Below are 15469 nucleotides of genomic sequence, written 5' to 3'. Positions count from 1 at the left end.
TCGGCCAGAAGGTTTGTCGGCGCGTCGGTCCGTGTGATCGGCGCGCCTTTTTCGTCGAGGGGGCATCGATGATCCTGCAGAGATCCATTCCGTACGATCCGTCCGCTCGGCCGCGGTTGCCCGGGATCGCACCCCTCGATCCCGACGCGTGGATCATGACGGACGACGCATTCGCCGCGCAGATGGCGGAGCGCGAGCGCCTCCTGCACAACGTGCCCGAAGCAGTTCTCGGAGAAATTGAGGGCGCGAAGCCGGCGGTCGCAGAGGCGCTGGGGGTCATCCTCGACGCCCTGCCTCAGGGTTACATCCGGAGTGCAGGGGTAGTCACGCGCCCCGACGGTGTTTCGGTGACGCTCGATGCGGACAATCCCCTCGTCACGGTCGGGCGTCTCGTGCAGGAGGACGTCTGTATCCTCACAAAGCCAGAAGACGGCGAGGAGCATGTGCTGGCGGCTGCGGTCTTGTGCTTTCCGGCTCGCTGGCGGCTCGCCGAAAAGCTCGGCCGTCCGCTGATCTCGATCCACGAGCCTGTACCGGACTACGATGACAGGATCGCTCCGAGGGTCCAGCGTCTCTTTGACGGCATAGGAGTGGGGCGGCCGCTCTGGCGCTGCAACGAGCTCTGGACGTCCAACCCGACCCTCCATCGGCCGGATCCGCCGACGAGCCGACCGAAATGGAACGAGGACCCGCTCTATCTTCGGTCGGAGCGGCAATGTCTTGTCCGACTGCCGCAAACGCGAGCGATCGTCTTCACGATTCACACCTGGATGCTGGCAGCGGCGGATGCTCCCTGCGTCAAAGGCATGGCGCCCGACCGCTCGGAAGAATGATCGGCCGGTTTCGCCATCACTTAAAAAACAGCCGACAGCAAAACACCGGGCGATCGTGAGAGACGCCCGGTGCAGATAAACTTCAGTTCGAGAGACGTGCGCCTTACCCGCCGGCGCGGCTCGCCGCGTATGCGATCGCGCGCTGATAGTTCCCGCTGTCGTTCCAGGCTGACAGGACCTGGAAGTTGCGCGTGCCTTCGGTGAAGGGCTGACCCGGCTGCCATCCGTTGCGGCGGAGCATGTTCGCCGCCGAGGCCAGAGCGTCGGTCGCGTTGTAGGGATCCGCGCGGCCGTCTCCGTTGGCGTCTACGCCGAACTGGGCCCAGTTTGAGGCGAGAAACTGCATATGTCCCAGCTCACCGGACGGACCGCCCTGCGTTCCGGGAGTGATGACGCCGCGGTCGACGAGCTGGAGCGCCGCGATCGCGGCGTCCTCGAAGCGGGGGTGGCGCCGGCAATAGGAGGCGAGGGTGACTGCGCCGTCGACGATGGAGGTTCCGCCGAGATACCCGCCGAAGCTCGTCTCAAGCCCCCAGATCGTGGCCAGTACGCTACCCGGGACTCCGTAGCTCTGCTCGAGCGACGAAAACAGATTTGCGTTGCTCGATATGCGGCTCGACACCTGATTGATGAACGCCTGAGCGGAGCTTCCGGAACGCTTGGCGAGGAAGTTCGACGGGTCGCTGTAGGACACACCGCTCTGGCTCGACGGGCTGGATTCGAAGCGCCAGGTGATGCCCGAGAGTTGCGCCGATTGCAGCGCCTGAAGACCTCGTTGACCAACGCCCGCGGCAGATGCCTGTTGTGACAGAGCCTGTTTGTAGCTCGGGAAGGCTCCTTGACTGGTGATACAGGGGGCTGCGAATGCTGCGGGCGCCGTCAGCACGGTCATGCAGACGGCAACAAGGGTACGGCGCATCAAGGGCTCCTCTTGAAAGACGTACGACAAACGATGTCAGCGTATGATCGTTCCTGAGGTAACCATACGTAAGGGGAGCACGATGTCACCCCGTAAGCCCCATAGCGTGTGTCACGAGGGAAGCTGCCGCGTTTGGAACAAGAATGGGCGCCCGAAGGCGCCCATCCCCGCGATACTCGACCGAAGGCCGGTTCAGCAGCTGTAGTACATGCCGAACTCGACCGGGTGCGGCGTGTGCTCGTAGAGTTCGAGCTCTTCCATCTTAAGGTCGATGTAGCCGTCGATCTGGTCCTTGGTGAAGACGTCGCCGGCCAGCAGGAAGTTGTGATCCGCCTTGAGCGCGTCGAGCGCCTCGCGCAGCGATCCGCAGACGGTCGGGATGCCTTCGAGCTCTTCGGCCGGCAGATCGTAGAGGTTCTTGTCCATCGCCTCGCCCGGATCGATCTTGTTGGTGATCCCGTCGAGACCGGCCATCAGGAGCGCCGCGAAGCAGAGATAGGGGTTCGCGGACGGGTCGGGGAAACGGGCCTCGACGCGCTTTGCCTTGGGGCTCTCCGTCCACGGGATCCGCACGCAGCCCGAGCGGTTGCGGGCCGAGTAGGCGCGCAGGACCGGCGCTTCGAAGCCCGGGATCAGGCGCTTGTAGGAGTTGGTGGAGGGGTTGGTGAAGGCGTTCAGCGTCTTGGCGTGCTTCAGGATACCACCGATGAACCAGAGCGCTTCCTGGCTGAGGTCGGCATACTTGTCACCGGCGAAGAGCGGCTTGCCGTCCTTCCAGATCGACATGTTCACGTGCATGCCGGTGCCGTTGTCGCCGTAGATCGGCTTCGGCATGAAGGTCGCGGACTTGCCGTAGGCTTCGGCCACGTTGTGGATGATGTACTTGTACTTCTGAAGCTGGTCGCCCTGATCGGTCAGCGACGAGAAGATGAGACCAAGCTCGTGCTGGCAGGACGCCACCTCGTGATGGTGCTTGTCGACCTTCATGCCGATGCGCTTCATCGTAGACAGCATCTCGGAGCGCAGGTCCTGGCCGTGGTCGATCGGGTTGACCGGGAAGTAGCCGCCCTTGATGCCCGGACGGTGGCCGGTGTTGCCCATCTCGTACTCGGTGTCGGTGTTCCACGCTGCGTCGATCGCGTCGACCTCGTAGGACACCTTGTTCATGGTGTTCGAGTAGCGGACGTTGTCGAAGATGAAGAACTCCGCCTCGGGGCCGAAATAGGCTGCATCGCCGATGCCGGAGGACTTTAGATACGCCTCGGCCTTGATCGCGGTGCCGCGGGGATCGCGCTCGTAGGGCTCGCCGGTGTCCGGCTCGACCACGGTGCAGTGCAGGCAGAGCGTCTTTTCGGCATAGAACGGGTCGATATAGGCGCTGTCCGGGTCGGGGATCAGCTTCATGTCGGAGGCTTCGATCGACTTCCAGCCCTGGATCGACGAGCCGTCGAACATGAAGCCTTCTTCGAGGAAGTCCTCGTCCACCTGATCGTGCATCAGCGTCACGTGCTGCAGTTTGCCGCGCGGATCGGTGAAGCGGATGTCGACGTATGCGACGTCTTCGTCCTTCATCAATTTGAGAACGTCACTCTTGCTCATCCCTTGGTCCTTCTCTGTCGTATAGCTGTCTTTGGGGTCGCGCGCCCGGAGAGCCGGGCGCAAATTGTCCGGGAGTGCCGCCGTGCTCAGAGAGCTTCGGAGCCGGTCTCGCCGGTGCGGATGCGGATCGCCTGCTCGACCGTGCTGACGAAGATCTTTCCGTCGCCGATCTTGTCGGTCTTTGCCGCCGCCACGATGGCTTCGATGGCCCGGTCAATGAGATCGTCGTCGAGGACGACCTCGATCTTAACCTTGGGCAGGAAGTCCACGACGTATTCGGCGCCGCGATAGAGTTCGGTATGGCCTTTCTGGCGGCCGAAGCCTTTCACCTCCACGACCGACAGGCCCTGGATACCCGCTTCCTGAAGCGCTTCCTTCACCTCGTCGAGCTTGAAAGGCTTGATAATCGCCTCGATTTTCTTCATGAGCCTCGCCTCCTCGTGGTGCTGTCTCGGGGTCAGACCATGTCCGTTCCCGCGTCACAATCGGATAGGATCGGGCCCGGCGCGGGGGTGCCAGAGCAAATCGAGGCGGAGACCGTTTTTTGTGCGACTGGCCCAATAACTAGGCAGAACTGAATCGGAGGCATCGTGACCCACCTTCTGACGGCGCAGGACATGCGCGAGATCGAGCGGAGCGCCATGGAGGACGGCATCGCTACGGGCGCCGAGCTCATGGAGCGGGCAGGGCGCAGGGTGGTCGAGGCATTGCAGGCGGAGTGGCCCGACGGCGGGCGCACGGCGCGCCGCGCGATCGTGCTTTGCGGGCCGGGCAACAATGGCGGGGACGGTTACGTCGTGGCGCGGCTACTGCACGGGCTAGGCTGGTCCGTGTCGGTTCACGGCATGGGCGCCACCGAAGAGCTGCCACCCGATGCGCGCGCAAACCGGCAGGCCTGGGAAGGGATTGGGTCTGTCGTCCCGCTGAGCGGCGATCTCCGGATCGGGCAGGATCGCCCCGATCTTGTGGTCGATGCGCTCTTCGGCACGGGACTGACACGGCCCGTCGACGGGTTGGGAGGGCTTTTCCGCGACATCGCCGAGTGCCGGGCGCTCGGCTGCCCGCGTGTCGTGGCCGTCGACCTGCCGAGCGGCCTTTGCAGCGATAGCGGGCGGGTGATCCGCGCCGAAGGGACGGAGCCCGCCGAAGCGGCGATCGCCGCGGACCTGACCGTCACCTTTCATCGCCCGAAGCTCGGGCACTACCTGTCCGAAGGCCCGTCCTTCTGCAGCAGGCTGGTCGCTGCCGATATCGGCCTTCGGCCGGAGGCCACGGCGGGCAAGGGCGTGCCGCTCGCCGCAGCACGCGCCGCCGCGCTCGCCAAGAACAACGCCTCGCACAAGTACGACAACGGCCACGCGCTGGTGCTCACGGGTGGCTCGGGCCGGACCGGGGCCGCAAGGCTTGCGGCGCGGGGCGCCTTGCGCGCCGGCGCGGGGCTGGTGACGGTCGGCGTACCGGCATCCGCTCAGCTCGAAGTGGCCGCGCAACTGACCGCAATCATGCTCACCCGCGTCGACGACGGAGAGGAGCTGGCTTCGGTACTGGAGGATACGCGGCTGAACGCGCTCTGCCTCGGACCCGGCCTCGGTCGGGACCGGGTCCGTGCGCTCGTACCCGTCGCAGTGAAGGCAGGGCGCGGCACGGTGCTCGATGCGGATGCCCTCACCGCTTTCGAAGACGATCCCGCGGCGCTGTTCGCCGATCTCCACGAGGGATGCATCCTCACGCCGCATATGGGCGAATTCTCCAAGCTCTTTCCCGACCTCGCGGCTCCGCTCAAGGCCGCGCCGGAAAGTGGTCCAGCGACGTCACGCCTCGACGCCGCCCGTGCCGCCGCCGCGCGGTCGGGCGCGACCGTGCTCCTCAAAGGCCCGGACACGGTCATCGCATCCCCCGGCGGCGCCGCGACAATTGCAGCCTCGGTCTACGAGCGCGCGGCCCCGTGGCTAGCAACGGCCGGAACCGGGGATGTGCTCGCGGGGATCATAACCGGTCTACTCGCCCGGGGCTTCGCTACTCTGGATGCGGCCGCGAGCGGGGCTTTCCTTCATGCGGAGGCGGCGCGCGGCTTCGGACCGGGCCTCGTTGCCGAGGACCTGCCCGAGGAACTGCCGCGCGTCTTCCGGGCGCTTGGCGTCTGAACCGGGGCGAGCCCGCCGATTTTCCTCTCGCGCTCGGGTTTCGCCTTTGCTAGAGACCGCGGCAACCGGGTGCCGGGCCTCCGCGCGAGCGCCCGCGACTGGCGTTTGCGGGTGTGGCGGAATTGGTAGACGCACCAGATTTAGGTTCTGGCGCCGCGAGGCGTGGGGGTTCGAGTCCCTTCACCCGCACCAGAGGATGACGAAAGGATCAGACGGAAGATGCAGGTCACCGAGACCCTGAACGACGGCCTGAAGCGCGGCTACGCGATCACGCTGACAGCGGACGAGCTCGACGCGAAGGTCACCGAAAAGTTGACCGAAGCCCAGCCCGACGTGGAAATGAAGGGCTTCCGCAAAGGTAAAGTCCCTCTGGCGTTGCTGCGCAAGCAGTTCGGCCAGCGAATTTTGGGCGAGTCGATGCAGGAAGCCATCGACGGCGCCATGAACCAGCACTTCGAGGACACCGGCGACCGTCCGGCGATGCAGCCCGAGGTCAAGATGACCAACGAGGACTGGTCCGAAGGCGACGACGTGCATGTCGAGATGAGCTACGAGAAGCTCCCCGACGTGCCCGAGGTCGATTTAACTGAGCTGAGCGTCGAGAAGCCGGTCGCGAAAGCCTCCGAAGCAGATGTCGACGATGCCCTGAAGTCGCTCGCCGAGACCGCGACCGATTTCGAGGACCGTGAGGACGGTGCCGCCGCCGAGAACGACGATCAGGTCGTGATCGACTTCGTCGGCAAGGTCGACGGCGAGCCCTTCGAGGGTGGCGCGGCCGAGGATTATCCGCTGACGCTGGGCTCCAACTCCTTCATTCCCGGCTTCGAGGAGCAGCTCGTCGGCGTGAAGGCGGGCGACGAGAAGACCGTCGAGGTCAAGTTCCCCGAGGAGTACGGCGCCGAGAACCTGGCGGGCAAGGACGCGACCTTCGACGTCACCGTCAAGAACGTGAAGAAGCCCGTTGCCGCCGAGATCAACGACGAGCTCGCGACCAAGTTCGGTGCCGAGGATCTCGAGGCGCTGAAGGGCCAGATCCGCGAGCGGCTCGAAGCCGAGTACCAGGGCGCCGCGCGCCAGGTGGTCAAGCGCCGCCTGCTCGACGCGCTGGACGAGAAGGTCCAGTTCGACCTGCCGCCGAGCCTCGTCGAGGCCGAGGCCAAGCAGATCGCGCATCAGCTCTACCACGAGGACCATCCGGACGATCACGGCCACGACCACGGTGAGATCGAACCGACGGAAGAGCACAACAAGCTCGCCGAGCGGCGCGTGCGCCTTGGCCTTCTGCTCGCCGAGATCGGCAACAAGCACGAGGTCCAGGTCACCGATTCCGAGATGACCCAGGCGATCATGAACCAGGCGCGGCAGTATCCGGGCCAAGAGCGCCAGTTCTTCGACTTCGTGCGTCAGAACCAGCAGATGCAGCAGCAGATGCGCGCGCCGATCTTCGAAGACAAGGTCGTCGACGTGATCCTCGAGAAGGCCGAAGTGTCCGAGACCGAGGTCGGCAAGGAAGACCTGCAAAAGCTGCTGGACGATCTCGACGAGGTCTGATCCGGCTCGGGACCCTGCCACCGCAGGGCCCGGAAACAAGTGAATTGACGAAAGGGCGACCCCGAGGGGCCGCCCTTTTTAGCTTCCGTGAGTGTTAATTTCGATTGCTTCAGGCCGCGGCCCGGCGCACGGCGCCATGGACCTCCGCACGCTGCTTTGCCGGCAGCGTGGCGGCGAGCGCGTCAACCAGTTCCAGAGCGGCCTTGCGCTCCGCCGGGGACTGGGCGGCCTGGATCTGGTCCCTGCAATAGCTGACAAGGGCTTCCATCCCGGCGGCAGTGCGCTCCGGTTCGATCTCCACCGGGGCCTGATCGGTATTTGCCGGATGCGCCTTGTTGAAGAGCGCGCGGGCTTCGACCTCGGTGGCGAAGACGTCGTGCGTGATCCCCGAGGTCCTGCGGATGGAGGCAACGCGCTCGGGCGTTGCGTCGAGAAGGGCCGCCATCGCGGAGACCTTGCCCATCGGAACCGTCTTGCCGAGGTAGTCGTAAGGCGCGTTCCCAGAACGCTTGAGCACGCGGTTCATCACCGGGTCCACCACCGTCACGACATCCGAGACACCGGCACGGATGGCGCTTTCGATGCAGGCGATCTGAAGCTCCGACGTGGCATGTGCGATCGAGTTCCGGCCCGTGCCTGTGGTCAGACGCTTCGTGTCAACGCAGAACCGGGTTGATTCCCAGACATGCGGGCTGCGCAGCGGCGGCTCGCCGTCGAGAATATCCGAGAACACGTCCGCGAGCATGTGCGGACCGGTGGTCTGCAAGGCGCGCGCGCAGGACACGACGTGACCGTCATCGTCCAGACCTATGGCGTATGCGGGATCGAGATCGTCGAACTGGTCGACCTCCATTCCGTTCTCGACATTCACGTCCCAACCAAGGCGATCGGCGAAAACACGTGCGCGAAGACGGAACATCTCTTCAAGGATATCCTTGAACTTGTGCTTGTTGAGGGCATCCACAACCAGGATCATGACCGTTTCCTTCTTCCCCTGACTCGAGGCGGATCCGAGTGATTGGACCGGCCTTCGGTTAATGGAGAATAGAGAAGCAGGACGTGATAACTATTGGGGGAATCCCGTATCCCCTTGCGTCACACCAATAAATTGTGGCCAATTTGGGGATTACTCGGGATAGATGAGCCCGCGGGAAATGGCCCGACCGATCGCCTGAGCGGTGGTGAGTGCGTTCAGTTTGGTCCGTGCGGAACGCAAATGCACCTCGACGGTCCGGTGCGAGATCGACAATATTCCGCCGATATCCGTCTGTGTCTTGCCGGCCGCAATCCACTGTAGGATCTCGATCTCGCGAGACGACAGCTGATGGTCCGATAGGACCGCCATGAGCTTGTCTTCGCGCATGACCCTGTCGTGGATGTGGACCGCGAAGGATTGCAAATTCGCGATGATTCCCGAGCGCAGCTTTTCCCATTCCGGCTCGGAGAGATTTGTCGTGACGCTGAGGGAGCCGACATCGCCGAGAGGGCCGCGGACGGGAATGGTCAGTCCCCGATTGCTGATGCCGAAATCCGCAGCGTCGCGGAACACCGTATGAAAGTTGTCGTCCGGCGCAAGACGGTGCCAATCGACGGGCGCGATGCTGCGACGCGCCTCGATCAATGTCGGATCGATCCGGTGATATCCGTTCTTGGCGTAATGCGCTTGCCAGTCCGGCGAATAGGTCATCAGACCATGGACGCGACCTGACACGGGGTTGGAGCCCGCATAGGCGGCATTTTCCAAGCCGAACTGATCGCAGATCCTTTGCAGGACGTCGATCACGAGTACCTCATCCGTTCTTTCGGGAAGAATATCAGTGAGGTCCATAACATCCCACGACATCGCGGCAAAACTGAGCCGAACACATCGTTAGGATCGCACATCCTGACCGGTTTGCGCAAGCGACCGAAGAAACGCCATCACCGCTTCTCGCCGGGAGGTGTCCAGCGTCGTGAAGATGTGCGCCAATTCCCGTGCCTGGGATGGGGTCAGATGGGCCGTTCCGGGATCGGCGCCGCTCGTCTCGGCATCCGTCAGATCCAGATTCTCGAAAAAATGGCTGATCGGCACGCTCAGTACGCTTGCGATCCGCCACATCTGCGCCGCTGATATCCGGTTCTGACCGCTCTCGTATTTCTGGACCTGCTGGAACCGGACGCCCAGTTTGTCGCCAAGTTGACGTTGCGTGAGACCGCGCGACTGCCTTTGGGCACGCACGCGGGAACCAATATGCTTGTCTACAATATTCACGATGCACTCTTCTTCAATGTACCTTTAAACGGCCACAAAATGGCCGCTAAATCAAGTGCGATACTGAATGACGTCAGTTGCTTGCCAAGTGCACGCGGATTCGATGCCGCTACGTTGTCATCGACGAAAAAGGGCCGCCGCGTTGTCCGCGGCGACCCTTGTTACATCCCGTATGTAGCGGGAGTTCAGTTCGAATCGCCGCGGCCGAGCCGGTCGTCGAGTTCGTCCTTGTCCTGGACGGCAGGCTCGTCGGCCGCCTGTTCGGTCTCCGTCTCGAGTTCGTCGAGCTGGGCAGCGCCCATGTCGTCGAAGAGTTCGGAGATCTCGAATTCGGCCTGAGCCTCTTCCTCGGCGGCGATGTCCTGGATGGACTTGCCGGCCTTCTGGATCTCGGCCTCTTCCGGCGAACGGGCGACGTTCAGCGTCACTTCGACGATCACCTCGGGGTGCAGGTGCAGCTCCACGGCGTGGAGGCCCAGCTCCTTGATCGGCTCGCGGATGATGACCTGCTTGCGGTCGACGTCGAAGCCGGCGTCCTTGCAGACTTCGGCCGCGTCGCGCGTGGTCACGGAGCCGTAGAGGTTGCCGCCGTCGGAGGCCTGGCGAATCACCACGAACTGCTCGCCGTCGAGTTTCTCGGCGACCGCTTCGGCTTCCTTGCGGGTCTCGAGGTTCTTCGCCTCGAGATTCGCCTTCTCGGATTCGAAGCGGGCGATGTTCTCCTTGGACGCGGTCAGAGCCTTGCCCTGAAGGAGAAGGAAGTTGCGCGCATAGCCGGGCTTGACGTCGACGACGTCGCCCATCTGGCCAAGCTTGGCCACGCGTTCCAGCAGAATGACTTGCATCTTTCTCTCCTTACTTCACGGCGTAGGGGAGAAGCGCGAGGAAGCGGGCGCGCTTGATCGCGCGGCTCAGTTCACGCTGCTTCTTGGACGACACCGCGGTGATGCGGCTCGGGACGATCTTGCCGCGCTCGGACACGTAGCGCTGCAGCAGCTTGGTGTCCTTGTAGTCGATCTTGGGCGCGTTCTCGCCGGAGAACGGGCAGACCTTGCGGCGGCGGAAAAACGGTTTTGCTGCCATGGGTATAGCTCCTATCCTCTGACGATCAGTTGCGGCGCTCGCGACGGCGATCGTCGCGTTCGTCTTTCTTCTGCATCTGGATCGACGGGCCTTCTTCGTGCTCGTCCACCTTGATGGTGAGCACGCGCATCACGTCGTCATGAAGGCGCATCAGACGCTCCATCTCCTGCACGGCCGAGGCGGGCGCGTCGGTGCGGAGGAAGGCGTAATGGCCCTTGCGGTTCTTGTTGATCTTATAGGCCATGGTCTTCACGCCCCAGTACTCGCTTTCGACGAGCGTGCCGCCGTTATCGCTGAGAATGGAGGAGAAGTGTTCGATCAGGCCCTCGGCTTGGGTGTTCGAGAGGTCCTGACGCGAGATGAAAACATGCTCGTACTTCGGCATGTGGTCTCCGTTCATGTCTGGCGCATTTCAAAGGACAGGCATCTGGTCCTTCCGCGCCTGCCCACGAGAGACTGCGCGGTTCCGATCGGGTTGCGGAAGGAAGCCCGCGTATACACGCCCTGTGACGTGACGCAAGGGGAGAGCTGCACCGCACGCGCTCGTGGAAGCGAAGGCGCACGGGTCTCGCAATGAGCCACCGTTTTTTGCCGGGGCTGGGTCTCCGTCTCGCCTTCGGCTGTTCACTTCTCCACAGGACATGTGATGCCGCAGCGATTGATCGCCGCGATGCATGCTGCACCTCTCTGCGCGGAGCAACCCAAACAGAGAGGATTCTCAATGACCCGCCTTGCAGCCGCCACCGCACTTGCGCTTCTCCCGGCGACCGCGCTTATGGCCGAGCCCGTCGCCTACGAACTCGACAGCTCGCACAGCCAGATCGTCTTCCACTACGACCATCTCGGCTTCTCGACCGGCTACGGCATGTTCTCGGGCTTCGACGGCGACGTCATGTTCGATCAGGAAGATCCCGCGAATTCCTCGGTCGAGGTCTCTTTCCCCGTCCGCTCGATGCTGACCGGCTGGGAGGCCCGTTTCGAGCACTTCATGTCGGACGATTTCTTCGGGGCGACCGAAGAGGACATGGTGACCTTTACCTCGACGGATATCGAGGTGACCGGCGACAACACCGCCAACATCACCGGCGATCTGTCGTTGAACGGGGTGACGCAGGAAGTCGTGCTCGACGCCACGCTGAACCAAGCGGGCGAGCATCCGATGGAGGGCAAGCCGTGGGCCGGCTTCTCCGCAACGACGACGCTTCTGCGCTCGGACTACAACCTCGGCATGTTCGCTCCGATGGTCAGCGATGAGGTGCAGGTCGAGATCTCGTTCGAGGCCATGCAGGCGGACGCGGAAAGCGAAAGCTGAAGCGTGAACGATATGATAAAGAAACGGCCCGCCAATTGGCGGGCCGTTTTGCTTTTCCCGAAAGACCGCGATCAGTCGCTCGACCGTGTGGCGGTCAGTTCCACCCTCACCGCGACCTCGAAACCGACCTGGCTCTCGCTGTCCATGTCCTGCCCGATGCCGAAGCTGCGGCGGTCGAGCACGGTCCGCCCCTGCATCGTGGCGGTGTTGCCGTCGAGCTTCAGCGTGAAGGGCAAGGTGACAGGCACCTCCTCGCCCTTCAGCGCAAGCGTCCCCTCGGCCAGATAGCCATCGCCGCTCTTCACGATCTCGGCCGAAAAGGTTGCCGTGGGATATTCCTCGGAAGCAAGGTAGTCGGAATTTGTCGCCTGCTCGCTGACCGACCCGAGCGACAGTGAGCCGGTGTTGATCCGCACGGTGACCTCGCCCGCGCGTCCCATACCGTCCGGCTCTTCGAAAGCGATGTCGGCGGTCCAGTCCGCGAAGGCACCCGACACCTCGGAGTTCATCTGGATGACGTCGATGGCAAGCGTCCCGCTCTCGACTTGCCACTCCGAGGCGACGGCCTCGAGCGCAGGGCCCTCGGCGGCGGAGGCCCCCTGACGGTAGAGACCCGCCCCCGCGCCGAGGCCGATGGCCACCGCCCAGAAGAGCACGGCAAGAGCCGCCGGCTTGACCGTCCCGTGCTTCGCGCCGGGCCGGCCGGCGCGGGTCTCGCCGGGCAGCATGCGCCGAAGGGTTTCGTCGCGGACGACATAGTGATGTTTCAGTGCACCCGCTACATGCGCTGCGATCGCGATGACGAGCACCCATATCAGGACGTAGTGCAGCGCCCAGGCTGTCTCGGCCAGCCGAGGCGATTTCGGGACCAGCGGAAGCGACTGCCCCAAGGGCCAGAGGATACGTGCGAAGCCCTCGCTCGCCGCATGGCCGATCCATCCCGAGAGCGGGACGAGTACGAGACTGCCGTAGAGAAGCCAGTGCACCGTATCGGCCAGGAGGGTTTCCGCCCGGCGCTCGGGGTGGAGCGGGGCAGGCTTCGGCTGCGTCACGGCCCAGACGATCCGAAGCAGCGCCACTGCGAAGATCGCGACGCCGAGCGTCTTGTGGACCGAGAAGACCGACGCCTTCCGCGCCACCTCTGCTTCCGATCCGGTCGGCAGCCAGGCGGCGAGAACGCCGACGGCGAGGTTGAGGAAAATGCCGAGGGCTGTCGTCCAGTGGAACGCCTTGGCGACCGTGCCGTAGCGGTCAGTGGCATTTCTCGCGCTCATGAAGGACCTCTTCACTGGGGGAATGTGTTGCCAGCTGAAAATAGGGTCAGGGGATCAGATGCAATTCGACCCCCTGCACAGCGGTCGTGCGTCGGCGCTCCGATCCGTTGCGCAACCGCCGCTGCATATGTAATGGACGCCGAAACTTCGGCCCCCGAAAGGAGACCTGCCCATGAGCCGCGCCTTCGTTTTTCCCGGACAGGGAGCCCAGACCATCGGTATGGGCCGCGATCTGGCTGACGCCTATCCCGCCGCGAAGGCGGTGTTCGAGGAAGTGGACGAGGCCCTGGGCGAGAAGCTTTCGACCCTCATCTGGGAGGGTGATGCCGACGAGCTCACACTCACACAGAACGCGCAGCCGGCCCTGATGGCCACCTCGATCGCCGCTCTCCGCGCGCTCGAGGCCGAAGGCTTTGGCGTCGATCAGGCCTCTTACGTGGCAGGGCACTCGCTCGGCGAATATTCGGCTCTGGCGGCGGCGGAGGCCCTCACACTGACCGATTGCGCCCGGCTTCTGCGGATCCGCGGTCGCGCGATGCAGGAAGCGACCCCGGTCGGGACCGGTGCGATGGCGGCCATTCTCGGGCTCAACCTCGACACGGTGCGCGCGGTTGCGCACGAGGCGGCCGAAGGCGAGGTCTGCCAGGCGGCGAACGACAACGACCCCGCGCAGGTGGTGGTCTCGGGACACAAACAGGCGGTCGAACGGGCCGTCGCAATCGCTAAGGACAAGGGGGCGAAACGGGCGATGCTCCTTCCGGTCTCGGCGCCGTTCCATTGCGCGCTGATGGCCCCTGCGGCCGAACGGATGCGCGACGCGCTCGATGCCGTCGAGATCGCTTCGCCGCGCGCGCCAGTTGTCTCCAACGTGAAGGCCGAGGCCGTGACCGATCCCGCGACCATCCGCGAGCTTCTGGTGGATCAGATCACCGGCGCCGTGCGCTGGCGCGAAAGCATCGTCTGGATGGCGGGGCAGGGCGTGACGGAGATCTGGGAGATCGGTGCGGGCAAGGCGCTGTCGGGCATGGTCAAGCGCATCGACCGGTCCATCGCCACAAGAACGGTCGGGTCGCCAGGCGATGTGGGTGCGGTTTCCGCCTTGTGAACCTGCCGGTTCCGCTCGCTAAGTGAGCGCCATCCACAAGAGATTCGGTACGGTGAATGTGTGGGTAACGGGTCATGGAATGGTCGCGGCGTGCCAGTGTCCGCACAGAGATGCGGCGCGCGCCACGACGGGAGAGGGAGAGACGTGATGTTCGATCTAACCGGGAAGTGCGCGCTGGTGACCGGCGCCTCAGGAGGAATAGGCGGAGCGATTGCCGCAGCGCTGCACGACGCAGGGGCCACAGTCGGCCTGTCGGGCACGCGCGAGGCGCCGCTTCAGGAACTGGCCGGCAAACTGGGTGAGCGCAGCCATGTCCTGCCCTGCAACCTCGGCGACCCCGAGGCGGTCGCGGCGCTGCCGAAACAGGCCGCGGAGGCGATGGGTTCGGTCGACATCCTCGTGAACAATGCCGGCATCACTCGCGATAACGTCTTCATGCGCATGTCCGACGACGAATGGAGCCAGGTGATCGATGTGAACCTGACGGCGGCCTTCCGCCTGACCCGGGGCGTCCTGAGGGGCATGATGAAGTCGAAATGGGGCCGCATCATCAACGTGACCTCGATCGTCGGTGCCACCGGCAATCCCGGGCAGGGCAATTACGCCGCCGCCAAGGCGGGTCTCGTCGGAATGTCGAAGTCGCTCGCGGCCGAGGTCGCCTCGCGCAACATCACCGTCAACGCGATCGCGCCGGGCTTCATCGAGACGGCGATGACCGACAAGCTGAACGACGACCAGCGCGGCGCGCTGCTGTCGCAGATCCCGGTCGGACGGATGGGCAAGGCCGAGGAAATCGCCGCCGCCGCCCTGTATCTCGCCAGCGCGGAGGCGGGCTACGTGACCGGCAGCACGCTCCACGTGAACGGCGGCATGGCGATGCTGTGACAGGGCGCTAAATGCTACCGGGGAAAGCGTTTGCCATCGCCGAGCCATATGCTATAGGCGCTCGCAGCTTCAGGCCCGGAGGGTGCTCCGGGACCTGTATCCCGTCCGCCTTCGGGCGGGAAAGAGGCGCCGCCCCGACATCGGGGCACGAAAGAAACCAGCCCGACGGGCGAGGGAACATCGGACGAGAGGCGTCCGAAAGCATTGTGAGGAAGATAACATGAGCGACATCGAAGATCGCGTGCGCAAGATCGTGGTCGAGCACCTCGGCGTGGAAGAAGCGAAGGTGACCGAGAACGCCTCCTTCATCGACGATCTCGGCGCCGACAGCCTCGACACCGTCGAGCTGGTCATGGCCTTCGAAGAGGAATTCGGTATCGAGATCCCCGACGATGCGGCCGAGACCATCCAGACCTTCGGCGACGCCGTGAAGTTCATCAAGGAAGCGACCTGACCGCCTCCTGACCTCATCGGTATTCCATGGAGCGGCGCGTCCCCAAGCGGGGCGCGCCG

General features: G+C 64.1%; 17 protein-coding genes and 1 tRNA gene. 8 read left to right on the top strand and 10 right to left on the bottom strand.

What is annotated here, in order from left to right:
* The first annotated feature begins 68 nt into the window (after positions 1–68).
* Positions 69–833 carry a heme-dependent oxidative N-demethylase family protein gene (locus OCH239_RS10655; protein WP_037262163.1) on the top strand — a complete coding sequence of 255 codons (765 nt, stop codon included), beginning with the start codon at positions 69–71 and terminating at the stop codon, positions 831–833.
* Between the two features lie 103 nt (positions 834–936).
* On the opposite strand, the gene OCH239_RS10650 is transcribed toward OCH239_RS10655, so the two are convergent.
* The 3 genes from OCH239_RS10650 to OCH239_RS10640 form a co-directional block, all read right to left on the bottom strand.
* Positions 937–1752 carry a lytic murein transglycosylase gene (locus tag OCH239_RS10650; RefSeq protein ID WP_037262161.1) on the bottom strand — a complete coding sequence of 272 codons (816 nt, stop codon included), beginning with the start codon at positions 1750–1752 and terminating at the stop codon, positions 937–939.
* 192 nt (positions 1753–1944) lie between these two features.
* Complete coding sequence (glnA, locus tag OCH239_RS10645; protein WP_037262159.1) at positions 1945–3351, bottom strand: type I glutamate--ammonia ligase; 1407 nt, start codon at positions 3349–3351, stop codon at positions 1945–1947.
* Between the two features lie 86 nt (positions 3352–3437).
* Complete coding sequence (locus OCH239_RS10640) at positions 3438–3776, bottom strand: P-II family nitrogen regulator (RefSeq protein ID WP_037262157.1); 339 nt, start codon at positions 3774–3776, stop codon at positions 3438–3440.
* A 165-nt stretch (positions 3777–3941) separates the two neighbouring features.
* Here OCH239_RS10640 and OCH239_RS10635 point away from each other — a divergent pair, with 165 nt between their 5' ends.
* The 3 genes from OCH239_RS10635 (at position 3942) to tig (ending at position 7046) form a co-directional block, all read left to right on the top strand.
* On the top strand, positions 3942–5495 hold the full coding sequence (locus OCH239_RS10635) for a bifunctional ADP-dependent NAD(P)H-hydrate dehydratase/NAD(P)H-hydrate epimerase (RefSeq protein ID WP_037262155.1): 1554 nt from the start codon (positions 3942–3944) through the stop codon (positions 5493–5495).
* Positions 5496–5602: 107 nt separating this feature from the next.
* Positions 5603–5687 (top strand) — tRNA-Leu (locus OCH239_RS10630).
* A gap of 27 nt (positions 5688–5714) precedes the next feature.
* Positions 5715–7046: a trigger factor gene (tig, locus tag OCH239_RS10625; protein ID WP_037262153.1), complete on the top strand. Its 1332-nt coding sequence runs from the start codon at positions 5715–5717 to the stop codon at positions 7044–7046.
* A 109-nt stretch (positions 7047–7155) separates the two neighbouring features.
* Here tig and OCH239_RS10620 read toward each other — a convergent pair whose 3' ends face one another.
* The 6 genes from OCH239_RS10620 to rpsF all read right to left on the bottom strand — a co-directional run bounded on the left by OCH239_RS10620 (position 7156) and on the right by rpsF (position 10765).
* The gene (locus OCH239_RS10620) at positions 7156–8022 is read right to left on the bottom strand and encodes an acyl-homoserine-lactone synthase (RefSeq protein WP_051489414.1); all 867 of its coding nucleotides are present in this window, start codon (positions 8020–8022) and stop codon (positions 7156–7158) included.
* Between the two features lie 150 nt (positions 8023–8172).
* Positions 8173–8874 (bottom strand): LuxR family transcriptional regulator, encoded by a 702-nt coding sequence (locus tag OCH239_RS10615; RefSeq protein ID WP_037262152.1) that lies wholly within the window; start codon positions 8872–8874, stop codon positions 8173–8175.
* Positions 8875–8916: 42 nt separating this feature from the next.
* A complete protein-coding gene (locus tag OCH239_RS22075; RefSeq protein WP_162149991.1) occupies positions 8917–9297 on the bottom strand; it encodes a helix-turn-helix domain-containing protein in 381 nt (126 codons plus the stop codon).
* Positions 9298–9482: 185 nt separating this feature from the next.
* Positions 9483–10142, bottom strand: coding sequence for a 50S ribosomal protein L9 (gene rplI / locus OCH239_RS10605; RefSeq protein ID WP_037262149.1), 660 nt, complete (start codon positions 10140–10142; stop codon positions 9483–9485).
* Positions 10143–10152: 10 nt separating this feature from the next.
* Complete coding sequence (gene rpsR / locus OCH239_RS10600) at positions 10153–10380, bottom strand: 30S ribosomal protein S18 (protein ID WP_037262148.1); 228 nt, start codon at positions 10378–10380, stop codon at positions 10153–10155.
* A gap of 25 nt (positions 10381–10405) precedes the next feature.
* A complete protein-coding gene (rpsF, locus tag OCH239_RS10595) occupies positions 10406–10765 on the bottom strand; it encodes a 30S ribosomal protein S6 (RefSeq protein WP_037262147.1) in 360 nt (119 codons plus the stop codon).
* 336 nt (positions 10766–11101) lie between these two features.
* Between rpsF and OCH239_RS10590 the strand changes: the two genes are divergently transcribed.
* Positions 11102–11692 (top strand): YceI family protein, encoded by a 591-nt coding sequence (locus OCH239_RS10590; RefSeq protein WP_037262146.1) that lies wholly within the window; start codon positions 11102–11104, stop codon positions 11690–11692.
* A gap of 71 nt (positions 11693–11763) precedes the next feature.
* On the opposite strand, the gene OCH239_RS10585 is transcribed toward OCH239_RS10590, so the two are convergent.
* Positions 11764–12966 carry a cytochrome b/b6 domain-containing protein gene (locus tag OCH239_RS10585; protein WP_037262144.1) on the bottom strand — a complete coding sequence of 401 codons (1203 nt, stop codon included), beginning with the start codon at positions 12964–12966 and terminating at the stop codon, positions 11764–11766.
* A gap of 172 nt (positions 12967–13138) precedes the next feature.
* Between OCH239_RS10585 and fabD the strand changes: the two genes are divergently transcribed.
* The 3 genes from fabD (at position 13139) to OCH239_RS10570 (ending at position 15410) form a co-directional block, all read left to right on the top strand.
* Complete coding sequence (gene fabD, locus OCH239_RS10580) at positions 13139–14071, top strand: ACP S-malonyltransferase (protein WP_037262142.1); 933 nt, start codon at positions 13139–13141, stop codon at positions 14069–14071.
* A 147-nt stretch (positions 14072–14218) separates the two neighbouring features.
* Positions 14219–14956, top strand: a complete 738-nt coding sequence (gene fabG / locus OCH239_RS10575) for a 3-oxoacyl-[acyl-carrier-protein] reductase (RefSeq protein ID WP_037262140.1) — start codon at positions 14219–14221, stop codon at positions 14954–14956.
* A gap of 220 nt (positions 14957–15176) precedes the next feature.
* A complete protein-coding gene (locus OCH239_RS10570) occupies positions 15177–15410 on the top strand; it encodes an acyl carrier protein (RefSeq protein WP_037262137.1) in 234 nt (77 codons plus the stop codon).
* Positions 15411–15469 lie beyond the last annotated feature (59 nt).

The organism is Roseivivax halodurans JCM 10272 (assembly GCF_000521785.1).
Classification (GTDB): domain Bacteria; phylum Pseudomonadota; class Alphaproteobacteria; order Rhodobacterales; family Rhodobacteraceae; genus Roseivivax; species Roseivivax halodurans.
Note: the sequence above shows the minus strand (reverse complement) of the source record. Positions and strands in the feature narration are given on the sequence as shown.

Bases quoted from the DNA above. Each gene is read 5' to 3' on its own strand.
- glnA (WP_037262159.1), bottom strand. From the start codon at position 3,351: ATGAGCAAGAGTGACGTTCTCAAATTGATGAAGGACGAAGACGTCGCA.
- rpsF (WP_037262147.1), bottom strand. From the start codon at position 10,765: ATGCCGAAGTACGAGCATGTTTTCATCTCGCGTCAGGACCTCTCGAAC.
- tig (WP_037262153.1), top strand. From the start codon at position 5,715: ATGCAGGTCACCGAGACCCTGAACGACGGCCTGAAGCGCGGCTACGCG.
- fabG (WP_037262140.1), top strand. From the start codon at position 14,219: ATGTTCGATCTAACCGGGAAGTGCGCGCTGGTGACCGGCGCCTCAGGA.
- rpsR (WP_037262148.1), bottom strand. From the start codon at position 10,380: ATGGCAGCAAAACCGTTTTTCCGCCGCCGCAAGGTCTGCCCGTTCTCC.
- fabD (WP_037262142.1), top strand. From the start codon at position 13,139: ATGAGCCGCGCCTTCGTTTTTCCCGGACAGGGAGCCCAGACCATCGGT.
- OCH239_RS10615 (WP_037262152.1), bottom strand. From the start codon at position 8,874: ATGGACCTCACTGATATTCTTCCCGAAAGAACGGATGAGGTACTCGTG.
- OCH239_RS10650 (WP_037262161.1), bottom strand. From the start codon at position 1,752: ATGCGCCGTACCCTTGTTGCCGTCTGCATGACCGTGCTGACGGCGCCC.
- OCH239_RS10570 (WP_037262137.1), top strand. From the start codon at position 15,177: ATGAGCGACATCGAAGATCGCGTGCGCAAGATCGTGGTCGAGCACCTC.
- OCH239_RS10590 (WP_037262146.1), top strand. From the start codon at position 11,102: ATGACCCGCCTTGCAGCCGCCACCGCACTTGCGCTTCTCCCGGCGACC.
- rplI (WP_037262149.1), bottom strand. From the start codon at position 10,142: ATGCAAGTCATTCTGCTGGAACGCGTGGCCAAGCTTGGCCAGATGGGC.
- OCH239_RS10655 (WP_037262163.1), top strand. From the start codon at position 69: ATGATCCTGCAGAGATCCATTCCGTACGATCCGTCCGCTCGGCCGCGG.
- OCH239_RS10585 (WP_037262144.1), bottom strand. From the start codon at position 12,966: ATGAGCGCGAGAAATGCCACTGACCGCTACGGCACGGTCGCCAAGGCG.
- OCH239_RS10620 (WP_051489414.1), bottom strand. From the start codon at position 8,022: ATGATCCTGGTTGTGGATGCCCTCAACAAGCACAAGTTCAAGGATATC.
- OCH239_RS10640 (WP_037262157.1), bottom strand. From the start codon at position 3,776: ATGAAGAAAATCGAGGCGATTATCAAGCCTTTCAAGCTCGACGAGGTG.